Genomic DNA, 15353 nt, shown 5'->3' with positions numbered 1-15353 from the left:
AACACCAACTAAAATGAATATGTTAAAGCTCGCCTCCTGTTTGTTCTTTGTGCTGATTTTTTTTGGGCCTGACAATTTTGCCCAAACGTCCAAGCAGCCCAATATCATTTTTATTATGTCTGATGATCATACGACCCAGGCGGTAGGTGCATATGGCGGACGGTTGGCTGCTTTGAACCCCACCCCAAATCTGGATTATCTCGCTTCGGAGGGGATGCGGTTTGACCAGGTGTTCTCTACCAATTCGATCTGTACTCCCAGTAGAGCGACTATCATGACGGGGCAGTACCCGCAGACCAACGGCGTGCTGGATTTGGATGGGGAGCTGCCTCCCGAAAAACAATACTTACCGATGGAACTTAGCAAACTTGGCTATACGACTGCTATCATTGGAAAATGGCATCTCAAGCAGGAACCGGCTGCCTTTGATTACTATGAAGTATTACACGTACAGGGAGAATATTTCAATCCGGATCTAAAGACCAAAACCGCGGGAAAATGGCCTGACAACAAGATCAACTATCCAGGCCATTCTTCTGACGTTATCACTGACAGGACAATCGAATACTTGAAGAAGAGGGATAAGTCCAAGCCGTTTTTCTTGATGCATCACTACAAGGCACCCCATGATATGTTTGAATATGCGCCCCGATATGAGGAATATTTGAAGGACGTGGAGATTCCAGAGCCTGCTAGTTTGTACAGTCAACCCAATTTTGGCTCGGCGGCGACGGTGGGCCCGTTGGATAAGCTCAAGCCTGTGATTGGAACCTCCGTCTCCAGTCGGCATATCGCCAGAAACTATGTAGAGACTTTCATTGAAGACAGTGTCCAAGGTGATGAGGCAACGCACCTGGCCTACCAGGAATACCTGAAAAGATACCTGCGCTGTGTCAAAGGAGTGGATGATAACCTCGGCCGTTTGTTTGATTTTCTGAAAGCGGAGGGCCTATGGGAAAATACGGTGATTGTCTACACCGGAGATCAGGGAATGATGCTGGGTGAGCATGACTTAATAGACAAGCGTTGGATGTTAGAAGAGTCCATGCGTATGCCTTTTATTGTGCACTATCCGGGAGTGATCAAACCAAATTCAGAGAGTAAACTGCTGATCAACAACAGCGATTTTGCGCCCACTCTTATCAATCTGGCTGGTGGTCAAGTGCCGTCTTACATGCAAGGCAAATCATTTACCAACACACTAAAAGGCCAACCTGAGTCTGAATGGAGGGAAGCGACCTATTACAGGTATTGGATGCACATGGTACACCACTGGGTGCCAGCTCACTTTGGCATTCGGACTGACCGGTACAAGCTTATTTTTTACTATGCCAAACACCACCTTCCTGAGTCGGAATGGAAAAATTTCTACTGGAATGATCAGCTCCGTAGTTTGGGATATAGTACCCCGGTAGCCTGGGAACTGTATGATTTGAAGAATGATCCGTTTGAGTTGCACAATCGATATGAGGATCCTGCCTATCAGGAGATTATAGCTGGGCTGAAAAAGCAATTGGCTGCACAAAGAGAGGAATTGAACGAGACGGATAAAAGCTACCCCGAGATCCAAAAGATAATCGAAAAGCACTGGGATGATTGATTGAAATCCCGGCGCCCTGGCATCTAAGAGCTGGTTATTTTCACTATATACTCTCCAAGATTATCCTCTTTCTTCAGTCCCAGTTTCTTGCGAAGACGATATCGAGAAGTGTTGGCACTCTCGGGAGATATTCCCAGTAGCCTGGCCATTTCTTTCCCGGAAAAATCCAGCTTGATCAGTGCACATACCTTGAGGTCATAGGGTTTCAGCTCAGGATGAAGCTGCTGGATGCGTTCGTAGAAACCCTCATTGAGGGCAAGAAACCTGTTTTCGAAATCCAGCCAGCTCTGGTCTTTGTTGATGTCAATGGTCTTGATCAGCTTAACCAGTTCTTTGCCATGAGGCTCCGCCTGCATGGACTTGAGCTGCCCCTTGATCTGGTCTATCAGCTCATCCTTGGCGACCATCTTTAGGGTAGTGCCCGTGAGCTCCTGGTTTTTGATCTGGACAATCTCTTGAGCTTTTTCATTTTCGAGTTTGCGCTGATGCTCCAGCCGTGACCGCTCCGCGAGGTGTTTGGCTTTCCAGTATTTGAACAGGAAAAATCCGAGGGAAATCAAAAAGATGACACCCCCGAGGAGCATGGAATTTTGCAGTCGGGTTATTTCTTCCCGTTGCTGGAGGTTTTGCAACTCCTGTTCCCGGGCTAGTTCCCGGGCTTTTTGCTGCTCCAGTCGGAACTCGTCCTTGATTTCCAACAATTGGCGGTTTTTGGGACTTCGGCTACTATAGAGGAAACGGTTGATGTCATTGGCCAGCTTCAGATAGTCGTTGGCTTGGGCAGGCTTCCCGTTTTGCTCCAGTACCCAGGCAAGTTTTTCATAGATGTCCGGTACATAGTTGAGGTGCCTTTGATGGGTGAAAGCCGCCTTGGCCGCCTTGAGGTAGCTCGCCTCGCTTTCGTTCCACTCTTGGTTCAAAAAGTACATGTCTCCCAAGTAGTTGAAGTACACGGGCAAATATTCCGGATGGGCCTCAGAAATGCTTCTTTCCAGCTTGGACAAGGCCTTCTTCCCATCTTCCGGCCGGCCTGCTAGGCCTAAGACATGGCTGCGCTCTGATTGGGTAAACAAGGAGTTGTTCTGGGGAGAGCGAATATTTTCGCAGCTATCCAAATAAGCATTGGCCCGCTCAAAATCCCCTTCATATTTGAAGTGGACCGCGAGGGGAAAGTAGCTTTCCCGCAGCGCGATGCTGTCCAATTGTCCCGATTCGACCAAGGCTTTGTTGATAGACAGGGACAGCTGATAGTGCTGCAGGGCCTCCTCCCGTCTGTCAAACAGGCTGTAAAGGATCGCCAGGCCATTGTAGCTAAGGGCTTTGGCTCGATCATCCCCGATTCGGTCTGCCAAGAGCAGCGCCTGCCAATATCCATCATAGGATTTGGCATAGTCTACGCGATTGGTATATATACTGGAGAGGCTGTTGAGGTCGCGGATGGCTCCCAGAGTATCGCCCTTTGCCATTTTCTGCCGGAGGCTTTCTCTGAGCGGCTGGAGTTCCCGATCCGATTGCCGTGCCAAAAGCGAGTCTTCAAAGTAGCTGGCCTCCGGATCGATATCATGTAGTTTGAGCAAGTCCTGCCGTGCATGGCTTTCCGCGAGGATCAAAAACAGGGAGAGCACGAGGCCCAGTCTATGGAGTTTTTGCATGGAGGCACATTTGGGTTTACCCAAATATGCCATTTTAAGCCAGCAGACAGAATTTTTTGAGGCACGACAAGCCCGTTTTTTTTGCCCAGTCTATATCAAGTCTATACCTGAAATTATGTTTTGGGGCTTGGGAAGGAAATCTTGGGCATCTGTTTCCGAGGAAGTGTCTGACCATTTCCCGCAAAGAAAGCCTATGAAAAGATTTGCCGAAATAACTGCTGCACTGGCCCTCGCATGCGTTGCGATGGCTTCCTGCAAACCAAGCTTGCCGGAGCCGATCGAGACCGCCTATCAGGAGTTGCCAGAGGTCTTGGACTTCAACATCCACGTGAAGCCCATTCTCTCCGACAAGTGCTTTGCCTGCCATGGTCCCGACGAGGGGAAAATAGAGGCAGGCCTACAGCTCCACAGCGCCGAAGCTGCCTATCAGGAGCTGCCGGAGTTTCCAGGGCACTATGCCATCACGCCCAAGAGCCTGAAAAATTCCCAAGTCTTTCACCGTATTCTATCCCAAAATGAAGCGGAGGTCATGCCTCCTCCCGAGTCTAACCTAGTGCTGAGTGATCGCGAGAAAGCTATTCTGATCCGCTGGATAGAAGAAGGAGCGGAATACAAACCCCATTGGGCCTTCGTGAAGCCCAAGCCTCAAAAGGTTCCCAAGGTCAAGGATAGCTCTTGGCCCCGGAATGAGCTGGACTTTTTTACCCTTAGTGCGATGGAGAAGCAGGGCTTGGCACCGGAGCAGGAGGCGGATGCCGAGACGCTGCTGCGGAGGCTGTACTTGGATGTCACCGGTCTGCCTCCCAGTCCCGAGGAGGTTGGGGCTTTTGTAAAAGACAGCTCCCCCAATGCCTATGAAAAGCAGGTGGACAAGCTGCTGGCTTCGCCGCACTACGGTGAAAAGATGGCCACGGCCTGGATGGACTTGGCCAGATTTGCCGATACCCATGGCTATCAGGTGGATGACTACAGGGACATGAGCCCCTGGCGGGATTGGGTGATCCGGTCCTACAATGACAACATGCCCTACGACCAGTTCGTGACATGGCAGCTGGCAGGGGATCTGATGCCCAACCCCAGCCGCGACCAGATCCTCGCCACGGGCTTCAGCCGGCTCAACTCGCAGAACTCCGAGGATGGCATTGTCGCCGAAGAGTATCGGGTCGAAGGCGTCATAGACCGGACGGCTGTAGTGGGGCAGGGGCTCATGGCGCTGACCACAGGCTGCGCCCGTTGTCACGACCACAAGTATGACCCGATCTCCCATCAGGAGTTTTACGAGATGTACAGCTTTTTCAACCAAGTCAACGAGTCCGGGCAGATCTCTCGCGACCCGATGGATATTCCCGTTCCTACACTTTTGCTCCCGGACGAGCGCCAAAAAAAGATCCTGGACTACCTGGATGCCTCACAGGGCGAAGCGGAAAAAAAGGCCGAAAATCTGACTGTAGCACTAGAGGGTAAAGCGAAGCGCTGGATCGAGGAGGAAGGCTATCGTTCACTTGGGATGAAGTCCCTGGATAAGAGCCTGGAAGCGCACTATTCCTTTGAAGGTTCACTGGACAACAGGCTCACGGGCGAAGAGGGGAAGATGGATCTGATGTATGCGAAGGCTGATCCTGCGAGGTTTGCCGCAGGAAAGCAGGGCAGAGCCTTGGAGTTTGACGGGGATTCCTGGCTGGATCTGAAACCCGTGGGGATCTACAAGCGGAACGAGCCCTTCAGTATCTCCCTATGGCTCCATGTGCCCGATTCCCTAGAGGAGGGGGTAGTGTTCCACAAAAATATGGGCACGGCGCTGCATGCCTTCAAGGGATATCATCTGTACTATCGCAACAAAAAACTCGAAGTCATGCTGGCCCACACTTGGCCGGGAAATGCCATTGAAAAACTGAGCGAGACTGCACTTCCCACCGATACTTGGAACCATCTGCTGATGACCTATGACGGATCCAGCAGGGCAGTTGGCGTGAAGCTTTACCTGAACGGGAAAGAGTTGGCGATGCAGGTCAAGCATGACAACCTTTACAAAGACATCGTTTTCAACGACTACAAAGACGTCATCTACCCGGAGCCTATAGAGCCCGGCCTAAGTCTCGGCGGAAGGTGGAGGGGATTTGGGCTGAAAGGGGGGCTGGTGGACGAATTGCGGGTGTATGGACGTGAACTCACCGGGCTTGAGGCGATGGCCTTGGCCAGTCCTGTCCGGTTTTCGCAGCTTGTGGGCAAGCCATCCAAGGGGCTTTCGTCAGAGGAAAAAAAGCTGCTCGCCTGCTACTTTGTTTCCCAAAACCAAGAATACACCCAGGCCGTCCAAAGCCTGACCCAGGCGCGGAGGGCCTTTGTGGACAGCATAGAGTCCGTGCAGGAGGTGATGGTGATGAAGGACATGGAGACGCCAAGGCCTACCTATATTTTGCTCCGCGGGCTGTATGACAATTACGGAGAGGAGGTATTTCCCAACACCCCAAAAGCTATCCTTCCCATGGACGGGAGCCTGCCCCGAAATCGTCTGGGCTTTGCGCGTTGGTTGTTTGATCCCGATCATCCGCTGACGGCCCGGGTAGCGGTAAACCGCTATTGGCAAAGCTACTTTGGAAGGGGAATCGTCAAAACCAGTGAGGATTTTGGCAACCAAGGGGATCTGCCCAGTCACCCGGAGCTGCTGGATTGGCTCGCGCTGCAATTCATAAACAGCGGATGGGATGTGAAAAAGATGCAAAAGCTTATCCTCTTGTCCGCAACCTATCGTCAGCGTTCCCAGGCTGCTCCGGCCAAGGTGGAGCAGGATCTGGAAAATATCTACCTCGCCCGTGGTCCCAAAATCCGACTGAGCAGTGAGATGATCCGGGACAATGCCCTGGCAGCGAGTGGCCTGATGGTAGGTAAAGTGGGTGGGCCAAGTGTCAAACCCTACCAGCCGGCAGGGCTTTGGTCAATGAACTCCACCGAGTATGTACCTGATACCGGCGACAAGCTCTATCGAAGGAGCATGTATACTTTTTGGAAGAAAACCATCCCCAATCCTACCCAAGCGACCTTTGACCAGCCGGAACGCAACGAATGCACTATCCGTCGGCAAAAGACCAATACCCCGCTGCAGGCCTTGGTGCTGCTCAACGACCCTACCTACGTGGAGGCTTGCCGGAAGCTGGGCGAAGATATGGCCCGATCCATCACTCCAACGCGGGCCATTGCGGCAGCTTTTGTCCGGCTTTCTGGACGCTCTCCCTTACCAGGTGAGCTGGATGTCCTCACACGCCTATACCATGAAGAGTTAGTCCTCTTTCGCTCCCATCCGGAAAAAGCCAAGGGCTGGCTCGAGAGCGGCCAGTACCGAGTCGATTCCTCGATAGATCCCCTGCTGGTCGCAGCCAATGCAGTGGTTGCCAGTGCTATTCTCAATTCAGACGCAGTCATCACCAAAAGATAAACCCATGTGCCACTACGATAAAACAACCCACACGCATCCGGATTTTCAGCATATCCAAAAGAAAATAGGCCGCAGGGATTTCCTGACCAAGACCTCCCTGGGAATTGGTGCCCTGGCATTGGGCTCCCTATTTAAAGCCGACAAGCTGCTGGCAGAAACCTCCTCGGGCGGGATCGCAGGCTTGCCGGGCCTGCCGCACTTGGTGCCCAAGGCCAAGCGGGTAGTCTATTTGTTCCAAAGCGGCGGCCCCTCGCAGTTCGAAACTTTCGACTACAAACCCGAACTGGCCAAGATGTTTGGCAAAGATCTGCCGGAATCGGTGCGGGGAGGTCAGCGGCTCACCGGTATGAGCGCCAACCAGTCTTCCTTGCCCATTGCCCCGTCTATTTTTAAGTTTCAGCAATATGGCCAAAGTCGTGCCTGGGTCAGCGAGCTCATGCCCTACACCGCAGAGGTGGTGGACGAGCTTTGTTTCGTCAAGTCCATGCATACGCCGCAGATCAACCACGACCCGGCGATCACGTTTTTCCAGACGGGACATCAGCTCCCCGGACGTCCCTCGATTGGGTCATGGGTGAGCTATGGGCTCGGCTCGGACAACAATAACCTCCCTTCCTTCATCGTACTCAACTCCAAAAACGCCGGTGGTCAGCCTCTCTATGCCCGGCTCTGGGGCAACGGTTTTCTCCCAACTGAGCATCAGGGGGTACAGTTTAGGTCGGGGACAGACCCGGTGCTTTTCCTCAACAATCCGGAAAACTACGACGGCGCGGACAGGGGCAAAATGCTGGAGTATCTCAAGGAGCTGAATACCTTACAGTATGAAGCTTTCGGAGATCCTGAAATAAACGCCCGGATTGCACAATATGAGATGGCGTACAGGATGCAAAGCTCGGTGCCGGAATTGACTGATATGTCAAATGAGCCAGATTATATTTTTGATATGTATGGTTCGGATAGTCGGGATTCGGGTACCTATGCAGCCAACTGTCTGATGGCAAGGAGGCTGCTGGAGAAGGACGTGAAGTTTGTCCAGCTCTACCACCGGGGCTGGGACCAGCACGCCTATTTGCCCGGCGCCATCCGCACCCAATGCAAGAATACCGACCAAGCCACCGCCGCCCTGATCAAGGATCTCAAGCAGCGGGGCTTGCTAGAGGACACGCTGGTCATCTGGGGAGGTGAATTTGGGCGTACCGTTTACTCCCAGGGAAAACTTACCCCCAATGACTATGGCAGAGACCATCATCCTCGATGCTTCACGATGTGGATGGCGGGAGCTGGCGTAAAGCCGGGCTTCACCTATGGAGAGACGGACGATTTTAGCTACAACATCACCAAAAACCCCGTCTCTGTTCATGACTTCCATGCCACCCTGCTATACATGATGGGAGTTGATCATGAGAAGTTGACATTCAAGCATCAGGGGCGAAGGTTTCGCCTTACCGATGTAGAGGGCCATATCGTGAAAGACCTGATCGCCTAAGCCGCTCGACATGACTACAAGAAGAGATTTTATCAAAAAGTCCGGATTGGCAGCAGGACTGCTTACCGTCGATCCGGTCAAGAGTTTTTCCATCCACAGCAAAAGCCGAAATGAAGAGGAGATCCTCGGCCACGGCGAGTACCGGTACCGCATGGTGCGGGATTGGGCAGTGCTGGACCGCATACGCTACCCTTTGATCAACTGTCACGAGATGGTCATGGATAGCCGGGGCCGCTTGGTCATGATCGGTGACCATCCCCATCACAATGTCCTGATCTTTGACCGCTCTGGAAAGCTTCTGGACGCCTGGGGAACTGCCTATCCTGGAGGTCATGGCATCGCCTTGGCTTCAGAAGGGGGGGAGGATTTTCTGTATCTGGCTGACTCGGGTTGGTTTATGGGAAAAGAAGGAAAGATGGTGCCCCAAAGCGGGCGGGTAAGTAAAAGCACTTTGGATGGCAGGACGATTTTTGACATAGGACATCCCCAGACCCAAGGAGCTTATGAGCCGGGAGCCCCCTTCCGACCTACCGAAGTCGCTGTCAATCCCCAAAACGGAGATGTTTATGTGGCGGACGGCTACGGAAGTGACTACATCCTGCAGTACGATTCCAAGGGTGTTTTTATCAGAAAATGGGGAGGCCATGACAACCCCGATCCCAACTACAATCTGCACAATGCCCATGGCATCGCCCTCGACTTTAGGGTGGTTGGAAATCCTCTTCTAATATGTACTTCAAGAAGCGAAAATGCCTTTAAGTTCTTCACGCTTGATGGACGCTATGTCAAGACTATACACTTGCCCAATCTCTACGTTTGCCGGGCAGTGATCGACGATACAAATCTCTATGCCGGAGTCTGCTGGTCAACACCTCGTGAGGGGACTTTCGATTGGTTGGAACACACCGGATTTGTGACAGTGCTGGAGGGGGATAGGGTAGTGTCCAATCCCGGTGGGACGAGACCAGACTACCTGGATGGAAAACTTCAGCCTTCCTATCAGCTGCCCAGCAAGCCTCTGCTTCACGGCCATGATGTATGCGTGGACGGCGACAAAAACCTATACATCTGCCAGTGGAATGCCCACGGCAGTGCCCCGGTCAAACTGGAACGCATCTGAAATGGAAAACCTGGACTTGTTTATCGGGAGGTTTCATCCCTTGTTGGTACATCTGCCCATCGGCTTTTTGATGCTGGCTTTTCTGATGTGGGCTTACCAGGTATGGGCAAAAAACCAAGACTATCGCCAAGCCATAGTCTTCGCGCTTCTGCTGGGGGCACTGAGTGCGACTGCCGCTTGTGTGGCTGGATTTCTATTGGCCAGCTCGGGAGAATACGATACGGAGATGGTAGCCCAGCACCAGTGGGCAGGGATTTTGACCACGACGATGGCAGGATGTGGCTACGCGGCCTTTGCGATGAGAAACCGTATGGCCGTGCACTCCCGCTTAGCGGGAGGGATGCTTTGTGCAATGATATTGGGGCTGGGGATGACGGGACACTTGGGAGGAAACCTGACCCATGGCAGCGATTACCTTACCGCCTATGCCCCCTTTGGGAAGAAGGAAAGCCTGCCTCCAGCGCCTGAAAGTATACAGGAAACGCAGCTTTTTCCGCATGTGATCCGGCCGATCTTGGAGCAAAAATGCGTTTCCTGTCACCGACAGGGTAAGCTCAAGGGGGGCTTGTCTCTGGAATCCCCCGAAAGCATCCTCCGGGGAGGGGAGAGTGGGCCGGTAGTTTCTTCACCTGGAAAAGAAAACGAACTGATCCGAAGAATCCACCTGAAAGAGTCTGACGAAGAGGTGATGCCACCCAAAGGGAAAAAGCAGTTGACCAAAGAAGAGATGGCACTTTTGGAAGCATGGATCAGCTCTGGAGGGGATTTTTCCAAACCGATGACCGCTTATGCCGACTCTGTGAGCGGCTTGGCTACAGGCTATTTGGGCTTAGTCCCCTCCGGGGAAACTGAAGATTTGAAAGTTGTTTTGGCACCTGTTCGCCCGGGTGTTTTGGAAGAGCTGAGAGGCAAAGGTGTCCTGATCCGGGAGCTATTGGATGGCTCCTATAGCTATGATGTACATATCCCGGCAGCGGCGCTACGAGTCGAGCGGCTGGAAGACTTGCTGCTGAGCTTGGAGCCGATTCGGCAAAATGTCCTTTGGCTGGATCTTTCCGGTCTGGGAATGCGGGATACAGATCTGGCAGGGCTGCCCGCAATGCCAAACTTGCTCAAGCTCCGATTGGAAAGAAATCACTTGACGGATAGGGGTTTGTCTTTCTCTGGGAAGTTTCCGGGCCTCCAGGTTCTCAATCTCTATGGAAACGAGGTCACTGACCATTGTCTGGAGGAGCTTGGCAAATTGGGGAAGCTGAGGAGAGTCTACGTCTGGCAGACCAGGATCACGCAGACCCAAGTAGGAGAGATCCGATTGATCGGAGAGGGCTGATGCCTGGCGAAGCCAATCTTTGCACGATGCGGATTTTTTCGAACCAAACTTCTATTTTGGTCCTTCCAATATTCTGCGGGTAATTCTTTTCAACTCATCATAACCCAATCTACCTATGAAACTGTGTTCAATTTCTGTTTTTTTCGGTTTGTTGCTTTCAGGCCTGTTGCCCCAAGCAAGTGAAGCCCAAGCACTTTCCAAGCCGGCTTTTGACCGGGATACCGACCTGTTGCTTGTACAGATGGACTGCAAGACGGACGTGGACGACATTCACACCGCCGCGGCGCTGTACATGCTGATGTCCCATCCCGAGTTCAAAAACCTGAGCTATCTACCTGTGGCCGGTACCTATGGGGTACAGGAGGGACTGTATGTTCCGCCTGGTGAAGTGTTGGATTTGGCTTTTGGGAAAAAGTGGGCCGATGCGGATGCTAACCGGGCCAAAGCCTTGGCGCAGGTTTACAAACGGGTGAAAAAGACCCTGAAATCCGGTGGGGAGGTATGGATTGCAGAGGCTGGACAGTCTGATTTTTCAGCTTTGTTGATCCGAGAGATCCAGTCGAGTATGCCTGAAGTGGCACTTGCGGAACGTATTCACGTGGTCCAGCATAGCAACTGGAATGAGGAGGTGACCTCGAAGGAAAGCCTGGCTTTCGTCAAGTCAACCATAGACTACCACAAGATACCCGACGGCAACGCGGTGGGCAATGGCACTCCCGGATTTAGAACCCCCGGCTACAGTCAGTGGGAAGCGCAGCTCAGCGATCCCAAGCTGAAGGCCGTGTGGCAGCTTGCCGTAGCGGTCGGCCTGCGATACAACGGCATCGATGGCCGATACGACAACAAGGCTGTTGCGGAAAACGGCCTGGATTTCTCCGACCTGAGTGAGGTTTGCTACATTTTGGGCCTTTCGGAGATCAAGGATACCGACGAGTTTTTTAATCGGTTTGCCCAGTAGGCTCGCTAGGGTTTCGACTGGTGTATTTTGCGGTGGCGCGCAGGGCTTGTACCATAGGCTTCGTTGAATTTCCTGTGGAAAAAAGGCAGGGACTCATAGCCGCAGTCTTGAGCGATCTGTGCGATCGGATCGTCTTTTTCCAACAGCATGCGGGCGGCTGTATGGATTCGATAGTCGTTTAGAAAGACAAAAAAGGGCCTCCCCGCCATCTTTGAGAAAAATCGCGAAAAGGCCTGCTCGGACATGTTTGCCAGCTCGGATACCTCTTTGAGGTAGATTTTTCGACCGTATTGATTGGCCACAAACTCGTGAACCTTTTCCAGCCGTGAGCTGTATTCCAGCGGAATGGCCTTGGTAAAGCCCGATTCGGAAAGCAAGCTGTAGCTGCATGCTGTCAGTGCCGATAGGATGGTCAAGAGCTGTAGGTAAAGGCTCGCTCCACTGAGATCCACTGATTTTTGGATCAGGGGAAAAATAGCCGCCGCCTGGACTTGGTCAAAAAGTATCCCCCGGGAGGAGGCTTGGAGCAGTTCATGAATCGCTTCCATCTCAGGCGCGTGCGGCATCGCATCCCCGTTCCACTGGATGACATAGGATGTTGCGGGGTCAGCTTGGTTCTGACCGTTTTTCCAGTAGTGGGGTAGGTTGGAGTGCAGCAGAACCAGCTCCCCGGGTTCATAGTTTCCGATGAAGTCGCCGATAAACTTTGTTCCCGTACTTGAGGCAATCCACGTAAGCTCAAATTGGGGATGAAAGTGCCAGGGGGTTTCAAAATTTTTTTTGTTGAAGCAAAAGGCCAAAATCGACTGGTTCTTTTCCAAAGGGATGGGCTCCAAGACGGGTTTCATGGGGATGAAGCTAAACAATTGTTTTGTATTATGACTCTTTTTGGGATATTTTCCTCCTTAAGCGTCAAAATAAGGTATGTATTGGCGAAAATAGGCAATCCCCTGTAGCGGTCGATTTGCAAGTTTTGTAAAGCGATAATCGAAAGACCAAAAAAAGCCTACAGCCATGAAAGAAAGTGAATTGCCCGATCCCTTTGCCCAGATCCGTGCTGACAAGGGGTACGCGGAAATCGATGACCAGGGTGATCCCGTGACCATGCTCCTTCGCCTGAAGGATGTGCGAAAGACCGCTCACAATTACCAGGCCTTTACTTCCGAAACAGTGCCTGGAAGGATCGTGGTGCCCTCAGAGGTCAGCATCCGAAACACACGGCAGATCCCTTTTGAGGTGGATCCGCCCATGCACGGTGCCTACCGGGCGATGGTGGAGCCTTGGTTTAAGCGTCCTTTGGAGGAGCAGTACCAGGAGCAGCTCGCCGCCATCGTGTCGGGCCTGTTCACCGAAGTCGCTGGCGGAGAAAAAATCGAAGTGGTGCATGACTTTGCGCTTCCGCTGCAGTCCCGTGCCTTGACGCTGCTGCTCAATACTCCCATGGAGGAGGCAGCAAGGTGGATTTCTTGGGGTACGCATGTGTTTAGAAGTGAAGGGGAAGCCTTGGATGGCTCAAAGGCTGACGTCCTGTACGACTACATAGACGCCAAGCTGAAGGAGGCGGAGTCGCATCGCGGAGAGGATCTTTTTTCCCTGCTGATGCATGGCGAAGTGCACGGGAGAAAGCTGAGCAGGGAGGAAGCCAAGGGTGTCATGGTGCTCACCTTTGCCGGAGGCAGGGACACGGTGATCAATGCCGTTACCAATAGCTTGGCGCACTTTGCCGGCTATCCCGAAGATCTGGAGCGACTGCGAAGGGAGCCAGAGCTGGTCAATACGGCCGTGGAGGAAATGATACGCTATTTCTCTCCGCTTACCCACATGGGCAGAGTAGTCACACAAGATACGCAGGTGTGTGAGCATGCGGTGAAGGCGGACAGCAGGGTGTCGCTTTGCTGGGCCTCAGCCAATCGGGATGAGACGGTGTTTGAGGAGCCGGATCGGCTCAAGATCGACCGCAAGGTAAATCCCCACGTGGGATTTGGCTTCAGCCATCACAATTGCCTCGGGGCGACACATGCTCGTCAGGTGATGAGGATTTTGCTCAAAGAAATGATTCAAAACATAGAAAAAGTGGAGCTCGTAGAGGCCCGGGACAACATCGAGGTTTGGGGCGACTTTCACCGAAAAGTCGGATTCCATTCGCTCCAAGTCAGACTACACCCAAAAAACTAAACGGATATGGCAAAAATTACATTTATCGCTTCGAATGGAAGCAGCAAGATCGCAGAGGGATTTGGTGGATCGCTTATGGAGCTGGCGGTGTCCCATGGCATTCAGGGAATAGACGGGGACTGTGGGGGCGTATGCTCCTGTGCGACCTGCCACGTTCATGTGGCTCCTGGGGATATGGAGAAAACAGGCCCTGCCTCTGACATCGAGAAAGATATGCTTGAGCTGGCTGATGGTGCGGATGAGTTCAGCAGACTTTGCTGCCAAATCCAGGTTTCTGATGCGCTGGACGGTATCCAGCTCCGTGTGGCGAAATGACCTCTCCCGAAATGAAAAGCTTATCCAGCCCCAATCAGACCTGTGTGGTGATCGGTGCGAGCCACGCCGGAGTCAGTTTTGCTTTTGCCCTTCGGAAAGAGGGCTGGCAAGGGGGGATCGTCCTAATCGACCAAGACCCTGACTTGCCTTATCACCGGCCACCTTTGTCAAAATCCTACCTGGCAAATCCAGGAAATGGCCTGAGCCTACTGAAGGCTCAAGAAAGCTATGAAAAGGAACAGATCCAGCTGAAGCTGGGTATCAAAGTCACCACCTTGGACAGGGAATCCAAGGCCCTTCGCCTTTCCGATGGCAATGTGCTGAGCTATGACAAATTGGTCTTTGCCACCGGGGCAAGGGCATGGATGCCTCAGTTAAATGGCATGGAGCCTGGCATGCCCCTGTTTACCCTGAGAAATGCCGGCGACATGCGGCGCATTCAGCAGCGGGTAGGGCAGAGCACAAGCAAACGAGCCCTGATCGTGGGAGGCGGGTTTATCGGGCTGGAGCTGGCGGCCTCGTTCAGGAAGATGGGCTTGGCCGTAGCAGTCATGGAAAGGGAGGAACGGGTGCTTTCCCGCGTCACGGCGCCGGAACTTTCCAGTTACTTTGAAAAGCTCCATCGCTCACAGGGTGTCGAGGTTTTGTTGGGGCAGGAGGTCAAAGCGATACGTCCTTCGAAAAACGGATTGCAGGTCTCCATTATGGACAATTTAAGCATCGAAGCCGATCTATTGGTGTTTGGCGTGGGGATCCGGGTGAACTCCGAGCTTGCGGAGCAGACGGGGTTGGATGCTACTGGCGGTATCGCCGTGGACGGACAATGCCGTACAGCGGACAAACATATCTACGCTATTGGAGACTGTACGCTTCACTATAACCCATACTACGAGCGGCATTTGCGCCTGGAGTCGGTTCAGAATGCTGTTGATCAAGCCAAAACCGCTGCCGCTGCCCTGATGGGAAAACCCGAGGTGTACGACGCCTTGCCCTGGTTTTGGTCTGACCAATACGACCTCAAACTGCAGATGGTGGGACTGTCCCAAGGCTACGACCACTCCGTGTTGCGGAGAGAAGGGGAGCACAGTTTTTCCCTCTGGTATTTCAAGGAAGGGCGGCTGCTTGCCGTAGATGCGGTCAATGTTCCCAAAGCTTATGTTTGGGGTACCAAATACCTGAAAGAAAGGACTGCTTTAGATTCGGAAAAGGTAGGAGACCCCACTATCGACTACAGTTCCTTTGCATTTTCGCCAACACCCCACTTAAACCTCCCAAAATAGAACC

General features: G+C 52.6%; 11 protein-coding genes. 9 read left to right on the top strand and 2 right to left on the bottom strand.

Annotated features, from left to right (window positions below):
• Positions 1 to 19 precede the first annotated feature (19 nt).
• Positions 20 to 1600, top strand: a complete 1581-nt coding sequence (locus J0A68_RS20625) for a sulfatase family protein (RefSeq protein WP_236025695.1) — start codon at positions 20 to 22, stop codon at positions 1598 to 1600.
• Positions 1601 to 1623: 23 nt separating this feature from the next.
• On the opposite strand, the gene J0A68_RS20620 is transcribed toward J0A68_RS20625, so the two are convergent.
• On the bottom strand, positions 1624 to 3252 hold the full coding sequence (locus tag J0A68_RS20620; protein ID WP_206580144.1) for a tetratricopeptide repeat protein: 1629 nt from the start codon (positions 3250 to 3252) through the stop codon (positions 1624 to 1626).
• 193 nt (positions 3253 to 3445) lie between these two features.
• On the opposite strand from J0A68_RS20620, the gene J0A68_RS20615 reads away from it, so the two are divergent.
• From J0A68_RS20615 to J0A68_RS20595, 5 genes are all read left to right on the top strand, one after another.
• Complete coding sequence (locus J0A68_RS20615) at positions 3446 to 6685, top strand: DUF1553 domain-containing protein (protein WP_206580143.1); 3240 nt, start codon at positions 3446 to 3448, stop codon at positions 6683 to 6685.
• Positions 6686 to 6689: 4 nt separating this feature from the next.
• A complete protein-coding gene (locus J0A68_RS20610; protein WP_206580142.1) occupies positions 6690 to 8171 on the top strand; it encodes a DUF1501 domain-containing protein in 1482 nt (493 codons plus the stop codon).
• A gap of 10 nt (positions 8172 to 8181) precedes the next feature.
• Positions 8182 to 9291 carry a twin-arginine translocation signal domain-containing protein gene (locus J0A68_RS20605; RefSeq protein WP_206580141.1) on the top strand — a complete coding sequence of 370 codons (1110 nt, stop codon included), beginning with the start codon at positions 8182 to 8184 and terminating at the stop codon, positions 9289 to 9291.
• A gap of 1 nt (position 9292) precedes the next feature.
• Positions 9293 to 10621 (top strand): c-type cytochrome domain-containing protein, encoded by a 1329-nt coding sequence (locus J0A68_RS20600; protein WP_206580140.1) that lies wholly within the window; start codon positions 9293 to 9295, stop codon positions 10619 to 10621.
• Positions 10622 to 10736: 115 nt separating this feature from the next.
• Complete coding sequence (locus J0A68_RS20595) at positions 10737 to 11579, top strand: hypothetical protein (protein ID WP_206580139.1); 843 nt, start codon at positions 10737 to 10739, stop codon at positions 11577 to 11579.
• A gap of 5 nt (positions 11580 to 11584) precedes the next feature.
• On the opposite strand, the gene J0A68_RS20590 is transcribed toward J0A68_RS20595, so the two are convergent.
• Complete coding sequence (locus tag J0A68_RS20590; protein ID WP_206580138.1) at positions 11585 to 12427, bottom strand: AraC family transcriptional regulator; 843 nt, start codon at positions 12425 to 12427, stop codon at positions 11585 to 11587.
• Positions 12428 to 12593: 166 nt separating this feature from the next.
• Between J0A68_RS20590 and J0A68_RS20585 the strand changes: the two genes are divergently transcribed.
• The 3 genes from J0A68_RS20585 to J0A68_RS20575 are packed head-to-tail and all read left to right on the top strand — an operon-like array spanning position 12594 to position 15349.
• Positions 12594 to 13754, top strand: a complete 1161-nt coding sequence (locus J0A68_RS20585; protein WP_206580137.1) for a cytochrome P450 — start codon at positions 12594 to 12596, stop codon at positions 13752 to 13754.
• A 6-nt stretch (positions 13755 to 13760) separates the two neighbouring features.
• Positions 13761 to 14069 carry a 2Fe-2S iron-sulfur cluster-binding protein gene (locus J0A68_RS20580; protein WP_206580136.1) on the top strand — a complete coding sequence of 103 codons (309 nt, stop codon included), beginning with the start codon at positions 13761 to 13763 and terminating at the stop codon, positions 14067 to 14069.
• An 11-nt stretch (positions 14070 to 14080) separates the two neighbouring features.
• Positions 14081 to 15349, top strand: a complete 1269-nt coding sequence (locus tag J0A68_RS20575; RefSeq protein WP_206580135.1) for an NAD(P)/FAD-dependent oxidoreductase — start codon at positions 14081 to 14083, stop codon at positions 15347 to 15349.
• Positions 15350 to 15353 lie beyond the last annotated feature (4 nt).

Source organism: Algoriphagus oliviformis (assembly GCF_017254915.1).
Classification (GTDB): Bacteria; Bacteroidota; Bacteroidia; order Cytophagales; family Cyclobacteriaceae; genus Algoriphagus; species Algoriphagus oliviformis.
The sequence above is the reverse complement of the archived record's forward strand: the minus strand, read 5'-3'. Positions and strand labels throughout refer to the sequence as shown.

Bases quoted from the DNA above. Each gene is read 5' to 3' on its own strand.
- J0A68_RS20625 (WP_236025695.1), top strand. From the start codon at position 20: ATGTTAAAGCTCGCCTCCTGTTTGTTCTTTGTGCTGATTTTTTTTGGG.
- J0A68_RS20620 (WP_206580144.1), bottom strand. From the start codon at position 3,252: ATGCAAAAACTCCATAGACTGGGCCTCGTGCTCTCCCTGTTTTTGATC.
- J0A68_RS20615 (WP_206580143.1), top strand. From the start codon at position 3,446: ATGAAAAGATTTGCCGAAATAACTGCTGCACTGGCCCTCGCATGCGTT.
- J0A68_RS20610 (WP_206580142.1), top strand. From the start codon at position 6,690: ATGTGCCACTACGATAAAACAACCCACACGCATCCGGATTTTCAGCAT.
- J0A68_RS20605 (WP_206580141.1), top strand. From the start codon at position 8,182: ATGACTACAAGAAGAGATTTTATCAAAAAGTCCGGATTGGCAGCAGGA.
- J0A68_RS20600 (WP_206580140.1), top strand. From the start codon at position 9,293: ATGGAAAACCTGGACTTGTTTATCGGGAGGTTTCATCCCTTGTTGGTA.
- J0A68_RS20595 (WP_206580139.1), top strand. From the start codon at position 10,737: ATGAAACTGTGTTCAATTTCTGTTTTTTTCGGTTTGTTGCTTTCAGGC.
- J0A68_RS20590 (WP_206580138.1), bottom strand. From the start codon at position 12,427: ATGAAACCCGTCTTGGAGCCCATCCCTTTGGAAAAGAACCAGTCGATT.
- J0A68_RS20585 (WP_206580137.1), top strand. From the start codon at position 12,594: ATGAAAGAAAGTGAATTGCCCGATCCCTTTGCCCAGATCCGTGCTGAC.
- J0A68_RS20580 (WP_206580136.1), top strand. From the start codon at position 13,761: ATGGCAAAAATTACATTTATCGCTTCGAATGGAAGCAGCAAGATCGCA.
- J0A68_RS20575 (WP_206580135.1), top strand. From the start codon at position 14,081: ATGAAAAGCTTATCCAGCCCCAATCAGACCTGTGTGGTGATCGGTGCG.